The 26843-nt window shown below is 41.9% G+C and carries 25 protein-coding genes; 17 read left to right on the forward strand and 8 right to left on the reverse strand.

Annotated features, from left to right (window positions below):
• The first annotated feature begins 57 nt into the window (after positions 1-57).
• From CRO21_RS12485 to CRO21_RS12495, 3 genes are read left to right on the forward strand one after another with little or no spacing between them, the layout of a single operon-like run.
• Entirely contained in the window at positions 58-1266 is a 1209-nt protein-coding gene (locus CRO21_RS12485) for a sensor histidine kinase (RefSeq protein WP_097079640.1), read from the forward strand.
• Positions 1256-1945 (forward strand): response regulator, encoded by a 690-nt coding sequence (locus tag CRO21_RS12490; RefSeq protein ID WP_097079641.1) that lies wholly within the window; start codon positions 1256-1258, stop codon positions 1943-1945. Before CRO21_RS12485 ends, CRO21_RS12490 begins: the two co-directional genes overlap by 11 nt.
• Before the next feature lie 18 nt (positions 1946-1963).
• On the forward strand, positions 1964-2755 hold the full coding sequence (locus CRO21_RS12495) for a PAS domain-containing protein (protein ID WP_097079642.1): 792 nt from the start codon (positions 1964-1966) through the stop codon (positions 2753-2755).
• Positions 2756-2825: 70 nt separating this feature from the next.
• Here CRO21_RS12495 and CRO21_RS12500 read toward each other — a convergent pair whose 3' ends face one another.
• The 5 genes from CRO21_RS12500 to glnT all read right to left on the reverse strand — a co-directional run bounded on the left by CRO21_RS12500 (position 2826) and on the right by glnT (position 8294).
• Complete coding sequence (locus CRO21_RS12500; protein ID WP_097079643.1) at positions 2826-3590, reverse strand: TorF family putative porin; 765 nt, start codon at positions 3588-3590, stop codon at positions 2826-2828.
• Positions 3591-3791: 201 nt separating this feature from the next.
• The gene (locus tag CRO21_RS12505) at positions 3792-5123 is read right to left on the reverse strand and encodes an FMN-binding glutamate synthase family protein (RefSeq protein WP_097079644.1); all 1332 of its coding nucleotides are present in this window, start codon (positions 5121-5123) and stop codon (positions 3792-3794) included.
• Between the two features lie 28 nt (positions 5124-5151).
• Complete coding sequence (locus tag CRO21_RS12510) at positions 5152-5880, reverse strand: GltB/FmdC/FwdC-like GXGXG domain-containing protein (protein WP_097079645.1); 729 nt, start codon at positions 5878-5880, stop codon at positions 5152-5154.
• Positions 5881-5939: 59 nt separating this feature from the next.
• A complete protein-coding gene (locus CRO21_RS12515; RefSeq protein ID WP_097079646.1) occupies positions 5940-6848 on the reverse strand; it encodes a class II glutamine amidotransferase in 909 nt (302 codons plus the stop codon).
• 54 nt (positions 6849-6902) lie between these two features.
• Positions 6903-8294 (reverse strand): type III glutamate--ammonia ligase, encoded by a 1392-nt coding sequence (glnT, locus tag CRO21_RS12520; protein ID WP_228150444.1) that lies wholly within the window; start codon positions 8292-8294, stop codon positions 6903-6905.
• A 296-nt stretch (positions 8295-8590) separates the two neighbouring features.
• Here glnT and CRO21_RS12525 point away from each other — a divergent pair, with 296 nt between their 5' ends.
• Positions 8591-9187: a helix-turn-helix domain-containing protein gene (locus tag CRO21_RS12525; protein ID WP_097079647.1), complete on the forward strand. Its 597-nt coding sequence runs from the start codon at positions 8591-8593 to the stop codon at positions 9185-9187.
• A 160-nt stretch (positions 9188-9347) separates the two neighbouring features.
• Positions 9348-9938: a type 1 glutamine amidotransferase family protein gene (locus CRO21_RS12530; protein ID WP_097079648.1), complete on the forward strand. Its 591-nt coding sequence runs from the start codon at positions 9348-9350 to the stop codon at positions 9936-9938.
• A 55-nt stretch (positions 9939-9993) separates the two neighbouring features.
• On the opposite strand, the gene CRO21_RS12535 is transcribed toward CRO21_RS12530, so the two are convergent.
• Positions 9994-11358, reverse strand: coding sequence for a flavin-containing monooxygenase (locus CRO21_RS12535; RefSeq protein ID WP_097079649.1), 1365 nt, complete (start codon positions 11356-11358; stop codon positions 9994-9996).
• A gap of 284 nt (positions 11359-11642) precedes the next feature.
• Here CRO21_RS12535 and CRO21_RS12540 point away from each other — a divergent pair, with 284 nt between their 5' ends.
• The 5 genes from CRO21_RS12540 to CRO21_RS12565 all read left to right on the forward strand — a co-directional run bounded on the left by CRO21_RS12540 (position 11643) and on the right by CRO21_RS12565 (position 17018).
• On the forward strand, positions 11643-12959 hold the full coding sequence (locus tag CRO21_RS12540; RefSeq protein WP_097079650.1) for an ammonium transporter: 1317 nt from the start codon (positions 11643-11645) through the stop codon (positions 12957-12959).
• Positions 12960-13336: 377 nt separating this feature from the next.
• Complete coding sequence (locus CRO21_RS12550; RefSeq protein WP_097079652.1) at positions 13337-13855, forward strand: dimethylamine monooxygenase subunit DmmA family protein; 519 nt, start codon at positions 13337-13339, stop codon at positions 13853-13855.
• The gene (locus CRO21_RS12555; protein ID WP_097079653.1) at positions 13852-14796 is read left to right on the forward strand and encodes a PDR/VanB family oxidoreductase; all 945 of its coding nucleotides are present in this window, start codon (positions 13852-13854) and stop codon (positions 14794-14796) included. The genes CRO21_RS12550 and CRO21_RS12555 overlap by 4 nt, the downstream gene beginning before the upstream one ends.
• Positions 14797-14821: 25 nt before the next feature.
• Positions 14822-15835: a heme-dependent oxidative N-demethylase family protein gene (locus CRO21_RS12560; RefSeq protein WP_097079654.1), complete on the forward strand. Its 1014-nt coding sequence runs from the start codon at positions 14822-14824 to the stop codon at positions 15833-15835.
• 49 nt (positions 15836-15884) lie between these two features.
• Positions 15885-17018 carry an aminomethyltransferase family protein gene (locus CRO21_RS12565; protein ID WP_097079655.1) on the forward strand — a complete coding sequence of 378 codons (1134 nt, stop codon included), beginning with the start codon at positions 15885-15887 and terminating at the stop codon, positions 17016-17018.
• A 94-nt stretch (positions 17019-17112) separates the two neighbouring features.
• Here CRO21_RS12565 and CRO21_RS12570 read toward each other — a convergent pair whose 3' ends face one another.
• Positions 17113-18552: a methylenetetrahydrofolate reductase C-terminal domain-containing protein gene (locus tag CRO21_RS12570; RefSeq protein ID WP_097079656.1), complete on the reverse strand. Its 1440-nt coding sequence runs from the start codon at positions 18550-18552 to the stop codon at positions 17113-17115.
• Positions 18553-18919: 367 nt separating this feature from the next.
• Here CRO21_RS12570 and CRO21_RS12575 point away from each other — a divergent pair, with 367 nt between their 5' ends.
• The 7 genes from CRO21_RS12575 (at position 18920) to CRO21_RS12605 (ending at position 26354) form a co-directional block, all read left to right on the forward strand.
• Positions 18920-19156 (forward strand): hypothetical protein, encoded by a 237-nt coding sequence (locus CRO21_RS12575; protein ID WP_097079657.1) that lies wholly within the window; start codon positions 18920-18922, stop codon positions 19154-19156.
• 240 nt (positions 19157-19396) lie between these two features.
• Positions 19397-20260, forward strand: coding sequence for a formyltetrahydrofolate deformylase (gene purU / locus CRO21_RS12580; RefSeq protein ID WP_097079658.1), 864 nt, complete (start codon positions 19397-19399; stop codon positions 20258-20260).
• Entirely contained in the window at positions 20257-21144 is an 888-nt protein-coding gene (gene folD, locus CRO21_RS12585; protein ID WP_097079659.1) for a bifunctional methylenetetrahydrofolate dehydrogenase/methenyltetrahydrofolate cyclohydrolase FolD, read from the forward strand. The genes purU and folD overlap by 4 nt, the downstream gene beginning before the upstream one ends.
• Before the next feature lie 41 nt (positions 21145-21185).
• Positions 21186-22424: an FAD-dependent oxidoreductase gene (locus CRO21_RS12590; protein ID WP_097079660.1), complete on the forward strand. Its 1239-nt coding sequence runs from the start codon at positions 21186-21188 to the stop codon at positions 22422-22424.
• Positions 22425-22435: 11 nt separating this feature from the next.
• Positions 22436-22753: a sarcosine oxidase subunit delta gene (locus CRO21_RS12595; RefSeq protein ID WP_097079661.1), complete on the forward strand. Its 318-nt coding sequence runs from the start codon at positions 22436-22438 to the stop codon at positions 22751-22753.
• Between the two features lie 11 nt (positions 22754-22764).
• On the forward strand, positions 22765-25677 hold the full coding sequence (locus CRO21_RS17840) for a 2Fe-2S iron-sulfur cluster-binding protein (RefSeq protein ID WP_097079662.1): 2913 nt from the start codon (positions 22765-22767) through the stop codon (positions 25675-25677).
• Positions 25677-26354 (forward strand): sarcosine oxidase subunit gamma, encoded by a 678-nt coding sequence (locus CRO21_RS12605; protein ID WP_345159289.1) that lies wholly within the window; start codon positions 25677-25679, stop codon positions 26352-26354. The genes CRO21_RS17840 and CRO21_RS12605 overlap by 1 nt, the downstream gene beginning before the upstream one ends.
• A 177-nt stretch (positions 26355-26531) precedes the next feature.
• On the opposite strand, the gene CRO21_RS12610 is transcribed toward CRO21_RS12605, so the two are convergent.
• Positions 26532-26843, reverse strand: a 312-nt coding sequence (locus CRO21_RS12610; protein WP_141398135.1) for an efflux RND transporter permease subunit, incomplete at its 5' end; no start/stop codon positions are given.

Raw genomic sequence — 26843 nt, forward strand, 5'->3', positions numbered from 1 at the left:
CAGTGCCACTTCTGCATATCAGCGATAAAACCATGTGCTTAGGCGGGAGAAATTAAGTTGTTAGGACAAAAATGGTGGAAGTCATTACGATTTGGTACTTCACACGCCTTGGCGTCACAACACATAGCACCAGCCTCAACATTGGTATTATCAGGTGCTTCACCAGAATATGCGCTTTTTTTGGCAGAACAACAAATACAATTGATTATTATGGATCAGGAATCCATCGCTTTGCCCCAGATTATTCAACAATTGCAACAAAGTTGGGCACGGCAATGTCATGATCGACAATTATTTATCGTCTATTGTTATCCTTTTAGTCATGAATGTTTTTTATATCATGCCCCAGAAGATTATCTTGGTGGAACGGAACTTAAATTTTTACAACAATTATTATTAAGAAAGTCCATTCAAGCCGATCAAAACCAGATAATTCAACAGGCAATTCCCTATTCCGATCAGCTTTTTTCCGCCAAAATGATTGCTAAAAATCATAATCGTTTCATTTGGCGTATCTATTTAACTGAAACAGCGCAATTTGATCAGCACTCTTTTGAGCCAGTAGATCGCTGTTTAACGTTAGGTCTACAACAGTGGTTAAATATTTACGATCGACAACAAGCGGTGTTAGAACAGGAACGCCGTGAATTTGCAGCGGAACTGCACGATAGCATTGCACAGGTCTTAGGTTTTTTACGTCTTAAATCGGCACAACTGCATCAAAGCTGTAAAAGCAATCCACAGTATCATGCATTATTAGAATGTACACATGAGCTTGCCAACTATACCCATTATGCTTATCAGCAAACACGGGATTTAATTACTGCATCCCGTCTGATTCATCAAGATCTGGATTTTTCCAGCGCCTTAAAAAAAATTATTGATGAGTTTTCCAGACAATCTGCCATAGATTTTGAACTGGACAATCGTGTCCCGCATTTAAATATTACCGCCAAACAAAGCATACAATTGATTTATATCATTCGTGAGAGCTTAAGTAATATTGTTCGTCATTCACAAGCTACGCACGCCAGAATTTATATTGAACAGCAAAAACAAGGCGATTTAAAAATTTATATTCATGATGATGGTATTGGTATGGCACTGAAAAATAAACGCAGCGATAGTTTTGGTTTGGAAATCATGCAGGAACGTGCCGAACGTATTGGTGCCAGTTTAAAGATTATGCCACGGCATCCACATGGTACAACTGTGTTGGTTCAACTTGATGCTTGCCCACCAAAGGAGAAAACCGATGCCATATAAAGTCAGTATCGTCGACGATCATGCACTGTTTCGACGTGGTGTTGCCGAGCTATTACAGCAATCTGCGCAATATCATGTCTTGGCACAATATTCCTCTGGACAGGCACTTTTACAGGACATGGCACAGCATTATCCAGATTTACTGTTACTGGATTTACATATGCCAGAGGCATCAGGTATTGATGTATTAAAACGCATTCGTGAAAATGATGCATCTCTTAAAATTGTCATGTTGACTGCCAGTGATGATGATCAACAAATTATTGAAGCCCTGCGTCTTGGTGCAAACGGTTTTTTATCCAAAGATACGGCACCCGATGAAATTCTGCAAAAACTGGCGCAAGCGTTAACTGGACAAACCGCACTAAATCAACATGGTATTAATGTATTGGCGCAACAATTACGCCAGCAACCTGTCATCAAAACCGCTTCTGATCTGGATCGCCCAGCGCAATATGCCAAAAATAGCGATTTGAGCATTTTGCAGGAAATTACCCAGCGTGAAAAAGAAACTTTATTGCTGATCGCCAAAGGCTTAAATAACAAACTCATCGCACGGGAACTTGGCATCAGCGATGGTACGGTCAAAGTTTATGTTAAAAATTTATTACGTAAATTAAATCTTCATTCTCGCCTTGAGCTTTCGGTCTGGACGCATCAACATTTAAATTTAGATTAGAACAATAAGGAGCGTGTGATGAGCAGATGGTTTCGTCGTCAATTTGAAAAGCAGCAACAAACACAACATTTATGGCTAGACAGTTTTGATCAATTCTCAGAAAGTATTTTGCTGCTTGATGAAAACTTTAATGTCATGCGTTATAACCATACGTGGCAACATTTTATTGAGTCCATTTTTCCACGCCAGCAGCAAGAAATTCCTTTACATTTTATCCGTGAGCTAAAACGCTATATTTATCCCGATGATCTCTATACGGTCACTCAACTGCTTAATCCTCACAACAAAAACACCGAACACGGCATTCGTTTGATTCATCAGCAACAATTATTCTGGTTTAAACTACGCTGTCAGCATGTTTATGATCCCCAACAAGCCACAAATTATTATTACTTTTTTTTAACCGAACAAACCCATCAAATTAAGCAAGCCTCACTACGTCTAGCCCAGCAACGGAGTTTAGATGGTTTGCTACAACGATTACCGATCATGTTGTATCGTTCACGAAATGATCGCAACTGGACCATGGAATACGTCAATGAAGGCTGTCAGCAAATTACCGGATATTTACCCGAACAATTAATAAATAGTCCTTTATATGGCCAGCGTATTTACCCGCCAGATAATGATTATGTCTGGTCATCTGTACAGCAGGCTTTGGATCATAAACAGATTTTTTATCTTGCCTACCGCTGGAGAGATGCCCATGACAATCTGATTCAGGTCAAGGAAATTGGACAAGGTCTTTACTCAAAAAGTGATATGGTGCTGGGAGTAGAAGGTGTAATCTTTAAAGATATGGATGCTTGATACAGATAAAAATGCTTAAAAGGATAAAGCGTTGTAACAACATGGCTACAACGCTTTTATTTTAAATGACTTAGAAACTTTTGCTCAGGGTAAATACTGCACCTGTATCAACCCCACGTTTTGTAACCCGTGCCAATCCATCCGTGTCAATATTGGTACCGACTGCCGCCAACTCTGCTGTTAAACCGGCCAAGGATTTTAAATCATAGCTGATGCCCACTTTCCAGTCGATATAATCGTCTGCACTGGCATCTGCCAAAGCACCAGTTTGATCAATGCTGGTATAGCCCAGTCCTGTCACAAGACCAAAGCCCGTATCGGCAATTGGCACTACATATCCCAAGCTGAAATTCCACTCATCTCCAGCAAATCCAGCATAATCATCACCGTAGTTAATACTGGTCAGTAAACTATCATGATTAATGATGACATCTGCAAAGCTTAATTTGACCGAAAATTCATTCCATGCCCAGTCCGACCAGCCGGGATAATTAAAACGGGTATAACTGATATCCAATACAGGTTTGAGGGTATCAGAAAAATTCAACTCGGTACTGTAACCCAAATAAGGACTTAATTCCAAATGTGGGCTATCATCACCAAAATGTACATTAGAACCAAACACACCCAAATACACCCCAGAATCATGGGAAACGGTAAAGGTCGCTTGTACCGCAGGATCATTTTGCGTTTGGCTTAAACCACGAAAACGATAATCTGTTGTCAGAGCCGCAGTTCCGCTTAAACTCAAGCCCAGAGAATTGGTTTCTTCCGCAGCGAGTGCATTGGACATTACTGCAACAGTCATTGCAAGGACAGCAGTTTGTTTTAACATATGATTGTTCTCCATCATAAATATGAATCAACGTGATTTGAAACTTGATGAAATCCTATCAAAACCCCTTAGCCCCAACCCAATAACAGCAATGCTGTCAAATTCAATCCTCATGCATGACAAAAGCCATGCAATTGTCAGAAAAATATTCATGAAATAAATAAGGATTGAAAAGCAGGTCTTGAATAACTTGATCAAATTTTAGAATTTCTGACCTGGTACCCAGTTTGTACCTGCCAATGGCACACGCGCCATCGCCGCAGATTCAACAGTTAATGCCACCAAATCTTCTGGATCAAGATTATGTAAGTGTGATTTTCCACAGGCACGTGCCATGGTTTGTGCTTCTAATACCATCACCCGCAGATAGTTAGCCAGATGACGGCCCCCCTCGACAGGATCAAGGTGCTTGGATAATTCTGGATCCTGTGTGGTAATCCCTGCTGGATCCTGTCCATTTTGCCAGTCGTCATAGTAACCCGCTGCCGAACCAATCTTTTTCAAATCTTCATTTAGACGTGGATGGTTATCTCCAAGTGCAATTAAGGCGGCTGTACCAATCGCCACTGCATCGGCACCCAGTGCCATTGCTTTTGCTACATCGGCACCTGTACGAATCCCACCAGAAACAATCAATTGCACTTTACGATGCATGCCCATTTCCTGTAGCGCTTGTACCGCTTGTGGAATAGCGGACAAAATCGGGATACCGACATGTTCAATAAACACTTCCTGTGTTGCTGCTGTACCGCCCTGCATACCATCCAGTACAATCACATCAGCTCCAGCCTTGACTGCAAGTTTGACATCGTAATATGGACGGCTGGCACCAATTTTGACATAAATCGGTTTTTCCCAATCGGTGATTTCACGTAATTCAGCAATTTTAATCGCCAGATCATCTGGACCGGTCCAGTCGGGATGACGACATGCACTGCGTTGATCGACCCCAATCGGCAAGGTCCGCATCCCTGCCACACGTTCTGTCACTTTCATCCCCAGTAACATACCGCCACCACCTGGTTTTGCGCCCTGTCCTAAGACCACTTCGATAGCATCTGCTTTACGCAGGTCATCTGGATTCATGCCATAACGGGAAGGCAAATATTGATAAACCAGATATTTTGATTGACCGCGTTCTTCTGGTGTCATGCCACCATCACCAGTTGTAGTAGATGTACCGACAATACTGGCACCACGTCCTAAAGCTTCTTTGGCATTGGCAGATAATGCCCCAAAGCTCATACCGGCAATGGTCACAGGGACTTTCAGATGAATCGGTTTTTTGGCAAATCGTGTGCCCAATACCACATCTGTACCACATTTTTCACGATAACCTTCAAGCGGATACCGTGACATACTTGCACCGAGTAAAAGCAGATCATCAAAGTGCGGTAATTTACGTTTGGTACCACCGCCACGAATATCATAGATTCCTGTGGCTGCGGCACGTTGAATTTCTTGAATGGTCAAACGGTCAAATGTCGCTGATTCACGTAAGACAGGGTCGATATGTGTTGTTGCTTGAGTCATGTTTCTTTCTCCAAATCAGACGACAGTGTTAGTAAGCAGATGCATTATCTACTTTGAAGTTATACAGTTGACGGGCTGAACCGTAGCGTTTGAAAGCGGCTGGATCTTCATCAAATCCTGCTTTTTGCAATAGTTCCTTTAACTCAAGCAAATGTTCTTCACGCATTTCTTTTTCAATACAATCCGAACCCAGTGATTTCACCGTACCTTTGACATAGATTCGTACTTCGTAAAGTGAATCGCCCAGTGCATCGCCTGCATCACCACACACCACCAGACGACCTGCCTGTCCCATAAAACAGCTCATATGACCAATGCTACCGCCCACGACAATGTCCACACCTTTCATGGAAATGCCACAGCGTGCGCCTGCATCACCATCAATCACCAGCAAGCCACCATGCGCTGTTGCACCTGCGGCCTGTGAGGCACTGCCCTTAATCCGAACCGAACCAGACATCATGTTTTCTGCAACACCCACACCAACATTGCCCTGCACGACAATATCTGCCTGTTGATTCATACCTGCACAGTAGTAGCCCGCATGTCCTTGAATATCTACTGTCACAGGCGCATTGATCCCCACGGCAATATTATGTTGACCATCTGGATTGGTGACTGTCCATTGTTTGACCTGTTCAACAATTTCAGCGGTATGCAAGGCTTGATTCAGTTCACGGATGCTGTCTTTGCTTAAATCATATGTGCTTTTTTCTGCACTCAATACCAATTCTTCTGCCAATGCTGTAGCACTCATGGTCTGCTCCTTAAATCTTTTTCAATCTTTAAATATTTATGTGATCAATTGGTTATGCCTTATGCGGCAGCTGTACGTTCCCAAACATATAAGGTTGCTGGTTCTGGTTCCCAGACTTTGGCATTTTCTATACCCGGTAATTTTGCCAATGCTTGATATTCTGAAGCCATCGCAACATAATCATCTGTTTCGGCAAGGATGGCCGGTTTACAAGCAATAGGATCACGGATCACGGCAAAACCATCACGGGTACCAATGGCAAAAGTAAAAAAGCCGTCTAAGTCATCTAGGGCATGATTGAGTGCCTGTGCCAAAGTATCCCCCTGCTGTAACCGCCAAGTCAGATAACCTGCGGCAACTTCGGTATCATTTTCAGTTTCAAAATGAATGCCTTGACGTTTTAATTCTTGGCGTAAACGGGCATGGTTAGACAATGAACCGTTATGGACCAGACACAAATCTGCGCCTGTCGAAAATGGATGACTGCCTTCCATGGTCACAGCACTTTCGGTTGCCATCCGAGTATGACCAATAATGTGACTGCCTTTCATTTTGGACAGACCAAAACGGGTCGCAATTTCCACAGGTAAGCCCATCCCCTTTAGAATTTCAATACTTTGCCCAACACTCATGATTTTAAGTTGCGGTGCAATCTCACCAATTAACTGACGTATAGTGGCTTCATTTGCTTCAGCTTTAATCACTGCCGCAGTGGCATTCTGGAACCAGTCAAAACCTGCGGGTAACTGCGCCTGTAATTTTTCGGCAAAACCCTGCCAGTTAAATGTTTCATCCGTACTTTGCAAGGTAAGTTTGACCCAGCCATCTTTGACTTCGTCACCATAAATCGCAAAACCCGCACTATCAGGCCCACGACCTGTCATGGATTCCAGCATTGGTTCAAACAGTTCACCAATTTTTGATTCAAGTGCTTGATTTTTTAAATAAAGACCTACAATTCCACACATGCTATTTCTCCAATTTCAATTTTGCTTGGTGCATCAATTCAGTTAAGCCGTAATTTAGAAAAACTCGGTATAACGCTGTACTTCCCAATCCGATACATGACGGGAGTATTCCACCCATTCCATGCTTTTTTGCTCGATAAATTCATCAACAATTTCTGCACCCAGTTTTTCTCTAAATAAAGGGTCTGCCTGTAATGCCTGCACCGCTTCTTTCAGTGATTGCGGTAAAGTTTCGATACCTCGTGCAGCAATATCTTGCAGTGACAGGGTATATAAATTTTCATTACATGCAGGTGGTGGGGTAAGCTGACGTTCGATGCCGTCTAATCCTGCGGCAATAATCGCAGCGGACACCAGATAGGGATTACAGCCCGCATCGGGTAGACGTAATTCAATGCGTCCATACGGAATACGCACCATGGCAGAACGGTTATTTGAACCGTAAGCAATAAAGGCAGGTGCCCAAGTTGCGCCCGAAAGTGAGCGTCCTACCACCAGACGTTTATAGGAGTTGACTGTCGGTGCACAAAATGCGCACAGGGCTGGTCCATGTGCCAATAGACCTGCAATAAAATGATAGGCCAGTTTGGATAGCCCCATGCCACTCGGATCAGTATCGTCTTGGAATAAATTACTGCTTTCGGCACTGGAAATAGACAGATGAAAGTGCATGCCATTGCCTGCACGTTTTGGGTCTGGCTTTGGCATAAACGAACAGATCATGCCCAGATCATTGGCGATTTCCCCTGCTGCCATACGAAAGAAGGTAAACATATCGGCCGAATTCATGGCATCACTGTAGGTATAGTTAATTTCAAACTGCCCGTTGGCATCTTCGTGGTCGATCTGATAAATATCAAAACCAACTGGAATTAAAGCCTCGGTCAGATTTTCCAGAAATTGACGAGAACGTGACAAGCCCTTATAGTCATAACAGGGCTTATCCAAACTGTCCGAGTCATCAACCAGTTTCAGTTTGCCGTTTTCATCACGACGAAATAAACTAAACTCTGGCTCCAAACCAGTATTTAATGTCCAACCTTTTTCCTCCAGACGCTCGACCTGTTTGCGCAAGACATAACGCGGATCATACGGATGTGGTTGATCATTCACATAGCCTTCACAGACCACGCGGCCATAACCCGGTTGCCAAGGCACAGGTATTAATGTAGATAAATCTCCCTTGACCATAAAATCCGGACCATGCGGTTGCATACCCATGCCCGAAATGGCAAAACCAGCAAAACCGACGCCTTTCTTTTCAATCGCATCTAAACCCGAGATAGGAACAGATTTGGTTTTTGCCGCACCATGAATATCTACAAATTGCGCCAAGACATACTTTAAGTTATATTGATCTATGACTTGCTGTACATCTTTACGATACTTGGACTTACTTGCGCTAACAGGTAAATCTTTTTTAAATTCTGTGACCTCGTGCAACATGATTGATATGCTCCTACTATGTTGACTCGAATTATTTGATCGGATCATGTTTTTGCAGTTTCATGCCACCGACCTTAAAATTCCTACCAAGAAATTTTATTTACCAATAAGAATGCAATTCCCTTGCCAACTTTTAAGGTTTGGTAGTTTTTAGCTGTAAATGCCTACTTTTTAAAAAAATCCTATAAGAAATATTTATTTCGCTTCAAGAATATATGCTAAGGTGTCAACTTAGGCTGCTGACGTAGCAATGAAGGCCAAAAGCAGAACCAAAAGAGTGCGGAGAGTGATCGATAATGAAACAAAACAAGACGGGTTTAAAACTTGAACAATACATTGGCATTCAAATCAAAAGGCAACGTCAACAACAGGGATTGAAACTTTCCGAAGTCGCAAATATTTCGGGTATTAGCCAAGGTATGCTCAGTAAAATTGAAAATGCACAGGTTTCCACCAGTCTGGATACCTTGAGTCGTTTATGTGAAGTGTTGGGCATTCCCATGTCAACCTTATTTAATCAGTATGATCAACAAGAAAGTGAAGCGATGCTGGTCAAATCTGGGGAAGGCATGGAAGTGGTACGTCGTGGTACAGAAAAGGGACATACCTATCATTTACTCACCCATTCCCGTGGACCGAAAAAAACCTTTGAAGCCTATCTGGTCAGTATGGATGATGCCAGTGAAGAATTTCCGACCTTTGCCCATTCGGGTGTTGAATTTTTATATCTGGTGGAAGGCGAAATTATTTACCGTCATGGACATGCCCTTTTCCACATGCAACCTGGCGATAGCTTAACCTTTGAGGGTGATATTCCACATGGGCCAGAAAAACTGGTCAAAGTACCGATTCGATTATTATCTGTTATGAACTATAGCCATCATGATGATTAATCCGTTTTTAATAACATCTCAACATTTAAAAAATAGACACTTCAACAATTATGAAATGTCTATTTATTTTTGAATATTGCTTCTTGTTTTATTAGAATTAAAGAAGTTTTTGAATTTAAATGATAAAATGTAAAAAATATTTTATAGAAAGAGTATTAAAATGAAAACAGCAATTTTTTTATTATTAGATAACTATGCTGATTGGGAAGGAGCGTACCTTTCAAGTCAATTAAATCAAAAAGACGACTGGCAGATTAGAACTGCTTCAACTCAAAAAGAAGTCATCTCAATGGGTGGATTTCGTACAACAATAGATTATTTGTTGGCAGAACTTCCTAAACCGAAAACAATAGATTTACTTGTTTTAGTTGGTGGGAAATCTTGGGAGATCGAAAATCAACAACTATTTGATTATATTTCAGCGTGTTTGCAAAATAGAGTTGTCGTTGGTGCTATTTGTGATGCAGTGAGCTATCTTGCCAAAAATGGCCTACTCAATAATGTTCAGCATACGGGCAATGCCTTAGCTTTTTGGAAAGACTTTCAAGGCTACCATAACTCAAAAGACTTTATAGAAAAACAGGCTGTTAAATGTGAGAATCTGATTACTGCGAATGGAACAGCTCCGCTTGAATTCACTCAACTTGTTTTAGAAGCAGTAGACGTCAGTTCAGAAGAAGCAGAGCAATTTTTTAATATTTATAAATTAGGCTTTTATGCATTTAGTCAAAAATTTGGCTCTCCTTTTTAGTAAAAAAAGAGCCTGTAAAAGCTTATCTCATCAAGCAAAATTTATAAATATGTCATTACACTACTTTTTTCTGTACGACTTCTGGTTCAGTTAAATAGGTTTCTAAAGAATCATCAAGTGCTTCAAGCCATGTCGTATGATGTGGCACAGCCATCGTACCTGTAATTGCCGAGCGATAAATATGATCACGAAATGTCATGATATTTTCTTTTTTATGCTTTTTCCATTCAAGGAAGATTAAACGCATGGCTTCAATATCAAAGGTCGGGTAATCGGTGGCTTCTATCAATTCCAGAATATAATCTCCCTGGAATTTATACATTTGCCCTGCTTCGGTCAGTGTTTTTTCTTCATCATGCCATTGCTGGGTATGTGCCTGCATCTCTGCAAGTGCGGGTAATTGAATCTGCCCCAAAATCACATCACGTGCGTACCATGCCTGTGCATCGAACATATTAAAGGTATACCATTGATCTTGCATGCCCAGATAAAACAGTTTTGGATTATTTTCAAATACTACCCCTTTATATAGACCCAAAGGATATAAACGGTTGTCGGTTTTTAAACGTAATGCTTCCTGCATAAATGGGAAATAATGCAGATAACCTGTACATAGAATAATCGCATCAACCTGTGCGCTGGAACCATCGGCGAAATAGGCATGGCTTTGATCTACACGTAACAAAGCAGGACGCTCTGACCAGTTCTTAGGCCATTTAAAGCCCATCGGTGCAGTGCGATAACAACTGATAATTTGTTTGGCACCATATTTATAGCATTGCGATCCAATATCTTCGGCAGAATAGCTACTTCCCACTACAAGCACGGTTTTATCTTGAAACTCTAATGCATCGCGAAAATCGTGGGCATGTAAAACACGCCCACCGAACCCCTCAAATCCTTTATATTCTGGTACTTTCGGTGTAGAAAAATGACCACTTGCCACCACGACATAATCAAAAACTTCAGAATATAATGCATCTTGGTCATAGTCATGTACCGTCACGGTAAATTGCTGTGTCTGCTCATCAAATTCAATATGACGTACTGCGGTATTAAAACGTACATATTGACGTACATCGGCCTTTTCGACACGGCCTTTAATATAATCCCATAACACTTCTCGTGGTGGATATGAACCAATAGGCTTACCAAAATGTTCATCAAAACTATAATCGGCGAACTCTAAAGCTTCTTTTGGTCCATTTGACCATAAATAACGATACATGCTGCTGTGTACCGCTTCACCATTCTTATCCGTTCCTGTACGCCAAGTATAGTTCCATTGACCACCCCAGTCGGATTGTTTTTCAAAACAAACGATCTCTGGAATTGCTATGCCTTTTGCCTGTGCAGATTGAAATGCACGTAATTGCGCCATACCACTTGGGCCTGCCCCAATAATTGCCACTCTAGTCATATCTAACTCCCAATCTTAAATAAATTCATTTGAATTGAGATTTACAATAGAGGCTGTGATGACAGGATAAAATTCCTATGAGTAGGTATCTCAAAAGGAGTAATCCGCAACTAAATCCAAGTTTTAAGCACAAATCACAAAATCAAACCACACGATATTCACTGTAACCGTCTGATCAGATAACAAGGTTGGTATATCTTTTGCTTTATTTTAGTGAAATTAATATTCTCAAAAGGAATATTTAACACATCATAATTCGATAAACTTAAAATAGGAAGGCAGATATGGTGTACCCATCTTTACGAAACCTAATCATGGTATGTAGTCTACTTTTACCTACATTCTCATTTGCTTCAGAAGCGACATTAAATCCAACCTCAACCGCATGGGTAATGACCTCGGTTATTATTGTGATGATTATGTTTATTCCCGGTTTGGCACTGTTCTATGCTGGTATGGTCAGAGCCAAAAACGTGTTATCTATTTTTACCCAATTTATGGTGATTGCAGGCATCGCAGGGATCCTCTGGGTGACACATGTTTATAGTCTGGCTTTTGATAGCACAGGTATGCAAGACGGTGTGTTTAATTTTGCCAGTTTTACAGGCGGTTTAAATTTGGCATTTTTATCCGGCATTAATGCCGATTCTTTGGCAGGCGATATTCCCGAATATGTCAGTATCGTATTTGGGATGACCTTTGCCATGATTACAGTTGCTCTGGCAGTGGGCGGTTTTGCCGAACGAATCAAATTTAGCGCAATTATCTTGTTTACCATCTTGTGGAGTACCTTTGTCTATGGTCCGATGGCACATATGGTCTGGGGTGGTGAAGGTGCACTGATGCATAACTGGGGGGTACTGGATTTTGCAGGTGGTACAGCAGTCCATATTAACTCTGGTGTCGCAGCCTTGGTCGGTGCGTTGATTCTTGGGCGACGTAAAGGCTGGCCTAGTACCCCAATGCCACCACACAACGTGGTGTATACCATGATCGGTGCTGGTCTATTATGGGCAGGTTGGTTCGGCTTTAATGTCGGTTCAGCTTTGGCTGCCGATTTAAGTGCAGGTTTGATCATGATCAATACCCAACTTGCAGCGTGTGGCGGTATTGTCGGTTGGTTAATGATTGAAAAATTTGTCGATCATCATCCCACCTCTTTAGGATTGGCATCAGGTATTATTGCAGGTTTGGTTGGCATTACACCTGCCGCTGCCTACGTTGGCCCATTTGGAGCAATTGTAATTGGCTTTAGCGCTGGAATCGCCTGTTTCTATGCCGTGACTCGCCTTAAATACAAACTGGGTTATGATGATGCCTTGGATGTATTTGCCTTGCATGGTGTGGGCGGTATTGTCGGTGGTATTTTGACAGGTATCTTTGCAGCACCCGCTTTAGGTGGCAATGTCGAAGGTTTGCAATTTATTCCGCAATTCTTTGCCCAAGTGATCGGAACATTATTTACCGTGGTGTATTGTGCAGTCTTTACTTGGATTATTTTTAAAATCATTGATAAAACTGTGGGCTTACGTGTATCGGCTGAGCAAGAGCAGCAAGGTCTGGATATTACCGATCATAATGAACGAGCATATAATAACTAGGCAATTTTGTTTAATTTAATTCATTTAAAAAGTCATCGTTACGATGACTTTTTTTATGCGTATTGATAAAAATACTGTATACCAACTCGACTATCGGTATTGATCCTAGAAGCCACTTTACCCCTTTTTAGGTATCTCCAAAAGGGAATTTAAATTCTTGTAAAAATATGATAAGACATTGATTAATAATAAATTTTATGCACTTTTTTAGAGCTTTTCGGTCATAATATAGCGCAGAATCAGCATAAAATGCCCTGTTAAGTATGAATTTATATAAATAATTTTTAAAAATCAAATAGATATAAAGTTGGCACATATTCTGCTTTCTTGTTGGATATAAAAATTTCCTATCGGTAATAATTTTAATGGAGTCTGCCATGCAACAAGCAATGTCGAGTACCCCTTTATATGCAACTGTTACGGATGATATGCCAAGAGCATCAGAGTATTTAATTATCGTACAAGATCAACATACGCCAAATGCGCAACAGCTATGCCAAAAATGCCAGCAGCTCGAACAAGCAGTGATTTTATCTGCCCATGATGATCCATCTCTGGCAGCACTGTTTCACGCCATTGCCGCAAATTTAACTGATGCCCATATCGGCATACATGCACTGGTCTATGGTGATGAATATTTCTTATGGCAAGTTGCACAACAATTATCCGTACACGGTTTGCTTAAAGATGAGATTCAACTCATCAAAAATGAAAGTCTGAATAAACGTATTTATTGTGTGCATTGTTTTCACTTATTCCAAAGTACTGCTGACGAATTTTGTGACTGTCCACAATGTGCAACCCATTTATTTATTCGCTCGCATTTTTCCGAACGTTTGGGCGCATATATGGCGGTATGTGCAAATGCCGAAGAAATTCAAGGAGAAACCGCATGAATACCTTAATGCCTGTACGGATTCGTGAGGTCAAACAAATTACCCCGATCATTCGTGAATTTACTTTTGAAGGCGTGGAACAGGATTTACTGCCTTTTTCTTCGGGAAGTCATATTGTGGTGAATCTGCCTATACAGGATCGGGTTGTACGCAATGCCTATTCCTTGATGAGTGATCCGCTGAACTGTCATCAATATCAAATTGCCGTGCGTTTACAGGAGCAGTCCCGTGGTGGTTCCCGTTATTTACACCAGCAGGCCAATGTCGGTGACATTTTAAAGGTATCAGCACCATTAAATTTATTTGCCCTGCATTCGCATGCCAGACATCATATTTTTATTGCAGGTGGCATTGGCATCACACCGTTTATGTCACACATCAAACACTTACTGCATATTGGTGGCAGTTTTGAATTGCATTATGCCTGTCGTGATCAACTCAGCAATGCTTATGAACAATTACTCACAGAACTATTCAAGGATCAAATCCATATCTATTCCGACGCTACCGGTAAACGTTTAAACCTCGAGCAATTACTGCAAAATCAAGGCTTAAATAGTCATGTCTATGTCTGTGGACCAGATCGTTTAATCGAAGGCGTACAGCAGGCTGCCACGGCGTTGGGCTGGTGTGATCGGCGTGTACATTGGGAAGCATTTAATGCCCCTCCAGCGGGTGCTGCTTTCGATGTCAACTTGATCAAAAGCCAGAAAAAAATTCATGTTGCCAGCGATTATAGCTTGCTTGAAGCGCTAGAAAAAAATGGTATCGAGATACCTAATCTGTGTCGTGGTGGCGTATGTGGTCAATGTGCAACGAGATATCAGCATGGTGAAGTTGAACATCATGACCACTTTTTATCGGAACAAGAAAAGCAACTTTTACTCATGCCTTGTGTTTCTCGTGCCAAGCATGGCTGTTCCCTTGATTTAGATTTATAGATGAAAGCGTGATAGGTGAAAACACATGAGCATTCAGTTTAATCTCGATGAAAGTATGCGTGGTCAGTTTAAATACCACAACAGCCCCAAGGCGATACAACGCTTCCCCTTTCCGTTCCCCGAAGACAGTTATATGTATTCGGTGAACCTTGAACCTGCATTGGCAAAACCAGATACGATATTTGCACATTGGTTTGATATTGATGAGCATTATCTGACCGAAACCAATGAGCGTGCTTTGACATTGGCCAGTGATCCAAACCGTTGCATTATTTTGCCGCATATGCAGCATGCCGCATGGGATTTGCTAGAAATGGCAATGCTGCATTTATCTCAGGATTATCCAGATCTATTTCAGTTGCAACGGGATGGCAAACGATGGCACTGGGTTAATCTACCATTAAATATAGATGTGCATTTCATCTTTGGTGATGCCAATAGCCTGCCTTTACCGCCCTTTGAATTTATCAGTCGTCAGTTGCAAGGTGATATTGCCATGTTGGATCAACGTGATGGTGATCTGTGGATGGATGCAGGCATGATTACCGGTCCTGCCGACTGGTCACTTAATTTTGATGCGGGCATGAGTTTTACCCAATGGCATGCGCCTGTTCCCAAAGTGGCACATGATCTGGGTGTATTTAAACGTGCCCTGCAATTCCTGCTCAATATTCAGGTAGACAATCCCTACCGCCGCCTCAACTGGACCATGACCATTAATCCACGCATGGACACCTCATCAGAAACCTATCATTTATGGGGACATGAACGCAGTTCGGTCACACTTGAGAATGTGGGCGAGTTAGTACATTTACGGGTTGAGCTGCAATTTATGCCACGTTTGGCGCGTAGCAATGCCTTGTTATTCAGTATTCGTACCTATTTGATCAGCTTGAATGATCTGGTTAGCAATCCCGAATGGGCGAAACGCCTGCATCGTGTGTTACGGGATTTACCCGATGAAATTGCCGAATACAAAGGTATTACCCGCTACCGCCCGACTGTCGTGCAATGGCTGAGTCAATTCGATCAAGCTTAATTTGCTTCACAAAACTTTTTAATCTAGTTAAAACAGAAAGGAAAATATTATGTCTAATTCTTGGCGCATTTCAGCATTGGCAAGCCGCCATCTGGCACTGGGCTCAACACTGCAAGACTGGAACGGTATGGGGACTGCATGGACATATGCAGGACAAGATGTTGCCGATCATCATGAGGCGATTCGTACCAAAGCAGGCTTGATGGACGTTTCAGGTTTAAAGAAGGTCCATTACGTCGGTCCTCATGCAGAAAGCCTGTTGGAATATGCCACTACAAGAGATATTTCCAAAATTTATCCTGGCAAATCAGCTTATGCCACTATGCTAAATGAAGAAGGTAAATTTGTCGATGACTGTATTATTTACCGTACCGGTCCCAATTCATTTTTGGTCGTGCATGGGACAGGGATTGGTTTGGAAATGCTGACCCGTGGTGCAGTCGGTCGTCAGGTCGCCGTAATCTTCGATGATGATTTGCATGATTTATCGTTACAAGGTCCAACTGCAATTGATTTTCTTGCCAAGCATGTGCCAGGGATTCGTGATCTAGCTTATTTTCATCACATGCAAACCCGTTTATTTGGTTGTCCTGTAATGATTTCACGTACTGGATATACCGGTGAACGCGGTTATGAGATTTTCTGTAAAGCCATGGATGCCCCGCTGATCTGGGATACCATTTTATCCCAAGGCAAAGATTTTGGTATTGTTGCTGCCAGCTTTACCACGCTGGATTATTGCCGTGTTGAAAGCTATTTATTGTTCTTCCCTTATGACAATTCTGAATATTTCCCATTTGCCAATGATAAGTCTGGTGACACATTGTGGGAATTGGGATTGGACTTTACCGTTTCACCGACCAAAGGCGAGTTCCGTGGTGGATATGAACATAAACGCTTGAAAGGCAAAGAACGCTTTAAAATCTTTGGTGTATTACTCGAAGGCGAACAAGCAGCTGCAATGGGTGACACACTTTGGGCAGATGGCAAACAGGTCGGCGTGATTACCTGTGGCATGTATTCCCGTCTGACTGGAAAATCCATGGCAATTGCCCGTTTAGATGTGCCTTATGCGGTTCAAGATACAGTGTTACAGGTAAAAGGCAGTTTAGACGTCAATGCCATTGCCCACACCTTACCCTTTGATGATCCGAAAAAATTAAAACGCCTTGTTAAAGGCTAATACCAGTTCCCCAACCTGTAAGCCCCTTGGAAAATCCTGCCCTCGGATGGGATTTTTCTTTTTCTGCGCAATGATGATGCTTTACGACGTGTTTTTATGATGATTGTTTATGACGGTCTTGCGCTGGATTAAACCATTTTACCCACGAACTATGCTGCCGTGATTGAATCGGCACAGTGGCAATTAAATTCTGTTTTAGCACTGACAATTGTTTTGCCTGCTTGGCAATCCGATATTTTTGACTGTGAATACATTCACGATCACCAAATTCACAACGATCCAGTGAGGTACCGCCGCACGGACCATTGGCCAGACCTTTCGGACAAGTTTCAGGACAAATATAGAGGGTGTCGGCCAAACGACATTGCCCGCAGCGATCACAACCGACACTAATCGATTTAATCCCATGTTCAACCGCTAAAATCGTTCGATCTGCAACCGGATGCTGCCAAAATTTTGCCTTAAACAACCAACGTCCAACAACCATTGCCACTTTTGAATTGAACAGTGCGTCATGGATATAAGCCAGACTATAATATTTCAACATTTGCCTAGCCCCAATAGATTGTGGCGGGATTAAATCTGGTCGTAATGCAGACATGTCTGGCAGTCCGAATAAGTCCAAATATTTTTGCCAGCATTGGCTAAAATCTAAATCTTGAAATTTCAGGATGGCTTGTTCAAGCTGTCTGATCTGTTGCGGCTGCTCACAGGCAGATAAATGAATCCCAGCAAAGCCTAAATGTTTGGCAATTAAAATATGTAGGGCTGCACGATGATAGACTTTATCTTCGGCATCTTTGGCATCACGTAAATGTTCCTGTTTGAGGAACTCCAGTAAATCAGGAGGAATGACAATCCCTGCAACACTTTGTTTGCATATTGATTTTGCACGAGCATAGGTCAAAGGCATCACACAAACCATGACCGGTATATGATAAGCATGTTGTGTTAAAAAAAGCTGTAATTGTTTTAACTGAAGCAAATCATAGCCCAGTTGCGTCACAATAAAATCAGCGCCTGCCTTAATTTTTTTATGCAGTTTTAAATATTGCGCTTCCCGTTCACTTTCGGTGTATTTAAAAGGATTAAATGCCACACCCAGATGAAATCTAGAATCGGCTTGCTTGGCATACATCACGCTATTAACGGATTCCAGATAACGACTACGCTGCTTTGGCTGTGTTTGTCCAAAATCATGATTTTTTAGTCGATCGCCTGTCAACATTAACACATCAAAATATTGTCGCTGGGCTGCCTCTTGCAAAAACTGTTTCAAATCCGAGATATCTCTACCCTTACCCGAATAATGAAGTAACACATTTTGCTGTGTCACTGATGTGTTTGATATTAAGGATTGAGTAATCTCAATGGGCGCACGATCCTCATCGGCATGTACACGATCTGCAATAGCGACACAGGTCGGATCGCCAGCAATGTCTTGAATAAAATCTAGTTGTGTTTGACCATGTTCAATATATTCAATGGAAAAACAAAATTGTCGCTTTGAAAAATAAGTTGCAAGGGTAGACATGAATCGCCAGCTTTAATATGAATCAGCTTGTCCAGCAGAGTAGACAAATTATAAGCTATTCTACATAAGTTTATGCCTTATGATAATGCACTATAAAGAGTCATCACTACGCCAATTAAAGGTGTACATCTATACATTTAAGGCTAAAAATTGCACTAAAATAAGGTTTTTATTCTCAAAAAGAATAAATTATTCTTAAATAATGCAAGCTATATGCCATAATGTAGATGTAATCTTATATTTTAACCTTTATTAAACAAATAGATAATTTAAAAATTAAATATTTTATTCTTTTTAGTTAAAAAATATTCTTATGGCACTAAATTTGCTTCATCAAAGATGCCCTCTCATCTTAGGAGTCAGTAAAATGGATGGAAAAAGTTTTTTTAAAATTAAAAGCATCAAACTACAAGATTCCAGTACCTGTGAATTGTATATGGAAAATGTGGATGATGCATCGGTCAAAGGCTGGGTCATTAATAATAACAATGGCTCGTTGATGCATAGATTTCATGAACATTTGAATAGTTTATGTAATGCTGAAAATCCATTTCAGACATTACTGGAATTAAAGCAATTTTATCGTGTAGACGTGCTGAATTAATGTCGATTCCCCATTAAGCAAGAAGATCTGTTGATCCCATGTCTTCTTGCCCGTCTTTTTCCTCTATTAAATTTCAATAAAGTTTCCTGACAAGAAAAAAAAATTCAAAAACTGCTAGACGTAGCACAAAATATATTATAAATTAACTGTAGATAAAATAAATTTCCTAAAAGGAAATTTAAACCTCCAACGAAATGTTTTTTATTTAATACTCAGCGATAAAAGCAAGAGGATTCCTCCATGCAGCAAGATATTGACCAATATATATTAAAGATAAGCTGTCCAGCCGCATCTGGTATTGTTGCAGCGATTTCTGGATATTTGGCAGCCAATCAGTGTTATATCAGTGAAATGGCACAATTTGATGATGAAACCACCAAGCGTTTTTTTACCCGTATTGTGTTTCGTTTTAATGATGGCTCTGGGGATATTGATGGCTTAAAAGCAGGCTTTGCAGATGTTGTTGATCAATTTCAGATGAAGGCAGAGTTTTTTGAGAAAAAACAACCCGTTAAGGTGCTGATTATGGTCAGCAAATTTGATCATTGTTTCCTCAACTTATTATATCGTCGTCAAAAAGGTGAGCTTGATTTTGAAATCACCGCTGTGGTTTCAAACCACTTAGACATGCGCCCTGTTGCAGAACGTGAAGGTTTACGCTTTATCTACTTACCTGTAACCAAAGACACCAAGGCACAGCAGGAAGCCGAATTGCTGAAAATTGTTGATGAAACCAAAACGGATCTGGTCGTGCTTGCCCGTTATATGCAGATTCTTTCCGACAATTTGTGTATCCAATTGTCTGGTCGTGCCATCAATATTCATCACTCCTTCCTCCCAGGTTTTAAAGGTGCCAAACCGTATCATCAAGCCTATGCCCGTGGCGTCAAACTGATTGGTGCAACTGCCCATTTTGTTACAGGTGATCTGGATGAAGGTCCAATCATTGAGCAGGAAGTTCAACGTGTTGATCATTCCTATCTGCCCGATGATCTGGTCGCTGTCGGACGTGATACCGAAACTGTAGCACTGTCGAAAGCGGTGAAATACTTTGTCGAACATCGCGTGTTTTTAAATGATGACCGTACGGTGGTATTCAAATGAGCATCAGTTTAAGTACAGAAGCTGTCAATAAAGTGATTGATGGTAAAGCCACTGCCGAAGTGGTACTACAAGAGGTTAAAGCCGAAGTCGATCAATTTAAACAGCAAGGTATTCAACCTTGTTTGGCGGTAATTCTGGTGGGATTTGATCCAGCCAGTCAGGTTTATGTACGCAACAAAGTACAAAAAGCCGAGCAAGTCGGTATACGCTCACTCGAGTTTCGTATGGATGCGGATACCTCGACTGAAACCTTGTTGGCCAAGATCAAAGAACTCAATGAAGATGCTTCGGTAAATGGCATTTTGGTGCAATTGCCATTACCCAAACACATTGATGAAAACACTGTATTGCAAAGCGTGTTGGCAGAAAAAGATGTCGATGGTTTTCATAGTGAAAATGTTGGTGGGCTTAGTCAGGGGCGTGATGTACTGGTGCCCTGTACACCCAAAGGCTGCTTACGTTTACTCAAGGATCATCTGGGTGATTTAAGCGGTTTAAATGCTGTGGTGATTGGACGTTCCAATATTGTCGGCAAACCAATGGCAAATTTACTGTTACATGAAAATTGTACCGTCACCATCGTACATTCCAAAACCCAGAATATTCAAGACATCTGTAAGCAAGCTGACATTCTGGTGGCAGCGATTGGTCGTCCACAGATGATTAACGCCGACTACGTCAAAGAAAATGCAGTGGTGATTGATGTCGGGATTAACCGTATTGAACAACACGGCAAAACCCGTTTGGTGGGTGATGTGGATTATGACAGTGTTTATCCGATTGCCAGTGCGATTACGCCTGTACCTGGCGGTGTCGGTCCCATGACCATTGCTTATTTAATGAAAAATACCTTGCATGCCACACATATTCAGCATGGACATTAACGCATTTTAACATCGCATTTCGCACGATACTTGGAGACATTATGCCATTGGGTCTGCTCAAATATGGATTAAGTTCAGAATATCCACTTGAAGTTGATTTCCCACCGCCCAAAGCGCTGAAATCAAGTTATGACGTGGTCATCATTGGTGGCGGTGGTCATGGACTGGCCACAGCCTATTATTTGTCAAAATATCATGGCATCACCAATATTGCAGTATTAGACAAATCCTATTTAGGCGGTGGCAATACTGCACGTAATACTGCGGTGATTCGCTCCAACTATCTCACCTCTGAAGGGGTCAAATTTTACAGTGAATCGGTCAAGCTGTTTAAAAATCTGTCCAATGAATTTGATTTTAACATCATGTATTCCGAGCGTGGACAGTTGACACTTGCCCATACAGATTCGACGGTAAGAGCCTTTCGACAACGTGCAGAAGTCAATAAACATTTTGGTGGTCGTACCGAAATGCTAGATCGCCAACAAATTAAGGAACTGGTGCCGTGCTTAAATCTTGATCCTGCACATTTACCTGTGTTGGCAGGTTTATGGCACATCGATGGTGCAACGGCACGGCATGATGCGGTGGCGTGGGGGTATGCCAAAGAAGCAGTCAAACGTGGCGTGGAAATCCATCAACTGACCGAAGTACAGGATTTTGTACTAGACGGCAATAAGATCAAAGCCATCAAAACCAATCGTGGCACAATTCAATGTGGTTGTGCAGTACAGGCGATTGCTGGTGCGTCCTCGATTCTCATGAATAAACTTGCTATTCGTGCACCGATTCATACCTTTCCGTTACAAGCGATGGTGTCACAACCGTTCAAGCCTTTTTTAACCCCCTTGGTCAGTTCTTCTGCCCTGCATTGTTATGTGCAGCAAACCAGCCGTGGTGAAATTGTGTTTGGTGGTGGCTCTGATCCCTATCCACTTTATAACACCCGTTCGACACTGGATTTAAAAGAAAGCTTATTGGCACATGCCATCGAAATGTTTCCGTTTATGGCAAATGTCAAATTGATGCGGCAATGGGCAGGGATTACCGATATGACCCCGGATTACAGCCCGATCATGGGTAAATCGCAATACGACAATTACTATCTTGATGCAGGCTGGGGCACATGGGGCTTTAAAGCCACACCAATATGTGGTCAAACCATGGCAGAGCTGGTGGCAACAGGCAAAACACCAAAATTAATTGCCCCGTTTGCTTTGGAACGCTTTAGTAAATTCCAGCAAGTCAATGAAATGGGCGCAACTGCCGCCAGCCATTAAGGAGAAAAATGATGAAAATTATGCATTGTCCACTTAATGGTGACAGAAATATTAGCGAATTCAGCTATGGCGGAGAATTTAAACTGATGCCCGACCAGAATCGCTGCACTGATGAAGAATGGGCAGATTACGTCTTTAATAGTAACAATATTGCAGGTGTTGTCACCGAATGGTGGATGCACACGCCAAGTAGTTACTGGTTTATTGCCGAACGTCATACCGTCAGTGATGAAATTATTGCCACTTATGATCCACGAGAATTCTTTAACAAGAAGGGTTTAAGCCCACAGGATTTTCTGGGTCAATCTGTTGCAGATCAATCTGCTTAGGAGTCTAAATCATGAATAAATCTCAGGCGACTGAACGGCTCCCCTTACCTTATGGTCTACTGCTTGATCGTAGCCAACCGATTTCGTTCCAGTTTGATGGTACGATTTATCAAGGCTATGCAGGTGACAATATTGCCAGTGCCTTAATCGCCAATCAACGCTGGATCATGTCCCGTTCATTTAAATATCATCGTCCCCGTGCGCCGCTGACTATGGCTGGACAAGATGCCAATACACTAATCCAACTCAAACAAGAAGCCAATGTACTGGCAGATACCACATTAATTCAGCCCAATCTTGTGGTAGAAGGACAAAATTTTAGTGGTTCTTTACTCAAGGATTCGGATGCCTTTTTGGGTAAATTTTCCAAATTTATGCCAGTGGGTTTTTATTATCGTGCCTTTTTTAAACCCAAAGGCATCTGGAAATTCTGGGAACCCATCATTCGTAAAAAAGCAGGCTTAGGCGTTCTGGATTTAAACTTTAAGCCCGAATATTATGACAAAGTTTATTTATTTACCGATGTTGCCATTATTGGTTCTGGTCCAGCAGGTTTACAGGCCGCATTAACCGCTGCCGATGCAGGAGCAAAAGTCATACTGATCGAACAGGAACATCTTCTGGGCGGCAGTTTAAACTATGCACGTTTTGATCTAGAGGGTGTTAAAGCCGAACAACTCAAAGCACAACTACTGCCCGCTGTAAAACAACATCAAAATATCACCATCATGACCGATGCAGTCTGTAATGCATGGTTTACTGACAATTATTTGCCGATTATTCAAGGTAAACGCCTGTTCAAACTTCGTGCAAAAAAATCTATCGTGGCAAGCGGTAGTTTTGATCAGCCTGTAGTCTTTCGTAATAATGACCTGCCGGGGGTGATCTTAACCAGTGCTGTACAACGCTTGATTAAACTCTATGCAGTAAAACCAGGACAAAAAGCAGTCATTTTGACGGGCAATGATGATGGTTATCTGGCAGCACTAGATTTCCTTGAAGCAGGCATTCAGATTCAAGCCATTGTTGATATGCGCGCCAATCCAGCCAATAATGCTCTAAAAATCAGTTTAGAAAAGCAGCATGTCAACTGCTATATGAACAGTACCGTTTATGAAGCACAGCATAGTACTGCGATGCAGCATGTCACAGGCGTAGATATTCGTAGTATTAGCGCCGAAGGACAAGTATCAAACCAGCCCACATCCATTGCGTGTGATGTACTTTGCATGTCTTCAGGCTATATGCCTGTCTATCAATTGTTATGTCAGGCAGGTGGAAAACTCAGTTATCTTGACAATAAAGCCATGTTTAGCATTACCGGCTTACCCAAAGGTTTATTTATTGCTGGTTCAGTCAATGGCATCCAAAATATTGAACATGTGCTTGCCGATGGTCAACAAGTTGCACAATTGGCATTAAGTGAATTAGGGCTTGTGGCTACGCCTGTTCTACAAACATTTAATGAAGCCTCGGTTAATTTTCCATGGCCGATCTTTCCCCATCCGAAAGGTAAAGAGTTTGTCGATTATGATGAAGACCTACAAATTGCCGATATTGTGAATGCCACCCGCACCGGTTATCGTGATGTGCAACTGGTCAAACGCTATTCTACAGTGGGTATGGGACCGTCACAGGGTCGTCATTCTGCCCTGCCAACTGCACGTCTGGTGGCAAAATCCACGCAGCGTAGCGTCACTGAAACAGGCGTAACCACTGCCCGTCCACCTTTTACCGTAGAAAAACTGGCACATGTCGCAGGTCGTGGTTTTGATCCCTATCGCCAAACCGCCATGCATCAACGGCATCTACAACTTGATGCGCAAATGATGCCAGCAGGGACATGGCAACGCCCTGCGTTTTATGGTGATGTCAATAAACGTCAGGAAAATATTGCCAAGGAAGTGCACTGTGTACACCACAATGTCGCCATGATTGATGTATCCACCTTGGGTGGTCTGGATATTCGTGGACCAGATAGCGCCGAATTTTTAAATCGCATGTACACCTTTGGTTTTGCCAAGCTGCCAATCGGTAAAACCCGTTATGCCGTCATGGCAAATGAACATGGTATCGTGATTGACGACGGTGTTTGCGCCCGCTTATCCGAGCAGCATTTTTATGTCACGGCAACCACCAGTGGGGTAGATCGAATCTATCAACAAATGCTGAAATGGAATGTGCAATGGCGATTAAATGTCGATATTACCAATGTCACCACAGCCATTTCTGCGGTCAATATTGCAGGACCCAACGCCCGTAAAGTCATGGAAAAAGTCTGTCATGATATTGATTTAAGTGCAGCAGCATTTCCTTATCTTGGTGTACGTCTGGGAACGATTCACAATATTCCCGTACGAGTGATGCGTGTCGGCTTTGTCGGTGAACTGGGGTATGAAATTCACTTTCCGACCCGTTATGGGGAATTTATGTGGGATCTGCTAATGCAGGCAGGTCAAGCCTTTGACATGCTGCCATTTGGTGTGGAAAGCCAGCGGCTATTACGTCTGGAAAAAGGACACATCATCATCAGTCAGGATACCGATGGTATGTCACATCCACAGGAAGTTGATCTGGGCTGGGCAGTTAGTCGTAATAAACCTTTCTTTGTTGGCAAACGCTCCATTGCCATTTTAGAGGCTCAACCGCTGAAACGTAAGCTGGTCGCCTTTGAACTGGATAAAAACAGTAAGCAACCGCTTGAAGGTCATATTGTACTCGAGGGTGATAATATTTCTGGCAACATTACTTCCTGTGAATATTCACCGACACTGGATAAAATCATTGGTCTGGCTTATGTGTCTATTATGCAAAGCACAGTCGATGCCACATTTCCGATTCGGGTGGAAGGTGCCGAGATCGTCCATGCAAAAGTCGTCAAAGCACCATTTTATGATCCAGAAAACAAACGTCAGGAGATGTAATGATGCAAACTCAAAACCAATGGCAACCTGCGGAACGTAGTCCGATTGAGAATATTAAAAGTCTAAATTATAAGGACTTTGGTCGTGGTAAAAGTTTTCTGGATCAGGCAAGTTCCTCCGAAAAAATCATACAGCAATGTGCTTTGCTGGATTTAACCAATCTGAGTCGCGTCGGTTTTCGTGGGATAGCCAGTGCAGATTATCTACACGATTTAGGTTATCAACTGCCAGACGTCGCCAATACTGCGCTAGCACAAGACAACGATGAATGGGTTGCACGTTTATCACTGACAGAATACTTGTTACTCGGCACACTCAATGATTTTGGTGAACACGTCGCAAGCATTGAGAAAAATTGGCAGGTATCGGAACACGCCAACTATTTGTTACCTCGTCAGGATAGTCATGCTTGGTTCCAGATCAGTGGTCGCTGTATTGTCGATGTGATGGCAAAACTATGTGGGGTAGATTTATCTCATAGCGTTTTCAGCACAGGACAAGTGGCACAAACATCTGTCGCCCGAATCAATGCCATCATCATCAATGTTTCCAGTCCCGATCTGGCAAAATTTAATATTTTATGTGATCGTGCCAGTGCGGTGTATTTATGGCAGGTACTACTGGATGCAATTGCGGAATTTGATGGACAAGTGATTGGTGTCAATATCAGTGCTTAAAAATAGTGTTGCTGTTACTGTAATATTAAAAAAACCAGATCACATATGGATCTGGTTTTTTTATGAATTTAATCTTCTTCAAATACAATTAGATTGAAGAGGATTGAACAATCAGGGGAAATTTATTTTCTCCGGACTTCTACATTTTAATCCTGTTAAATGTCTTAAGTTTGAGTCTTAAACTTGCTTTTTCTGATTCATCCAGCGATAAATCACAGGCAGTAACACTAAAGTTAATAAAGTAGAGGAAATAATCCCTCCAATCACCACCGTTGCAAGTGGACGTTGAACTTCTGAACCTGTGCCTGTTGCCAATGCCATCGGTACAAAACCAAATGAGGCCACACACGCAGTCATTAACACTGGACGTAAACGTAAAATTGCACCTTGCCAGGTTGCATAATGCAAATCATAACGTTCACGTAATTCTTTAATAAAGGTCAACATCACCAAACCGTTTAATACTGCCACACCTGATAAGGCAATAAA

The sequence above is a fragment of the Acinetobacter puyangensis genome (assembly GCF_900096995.1).
Lineage (GTDB): Bacteria > Pseudomonadota > Gammaproteobacteria > Pseudomonadales > Moraxellaceae > Acinetobacter > Acinetobacter puyangensis.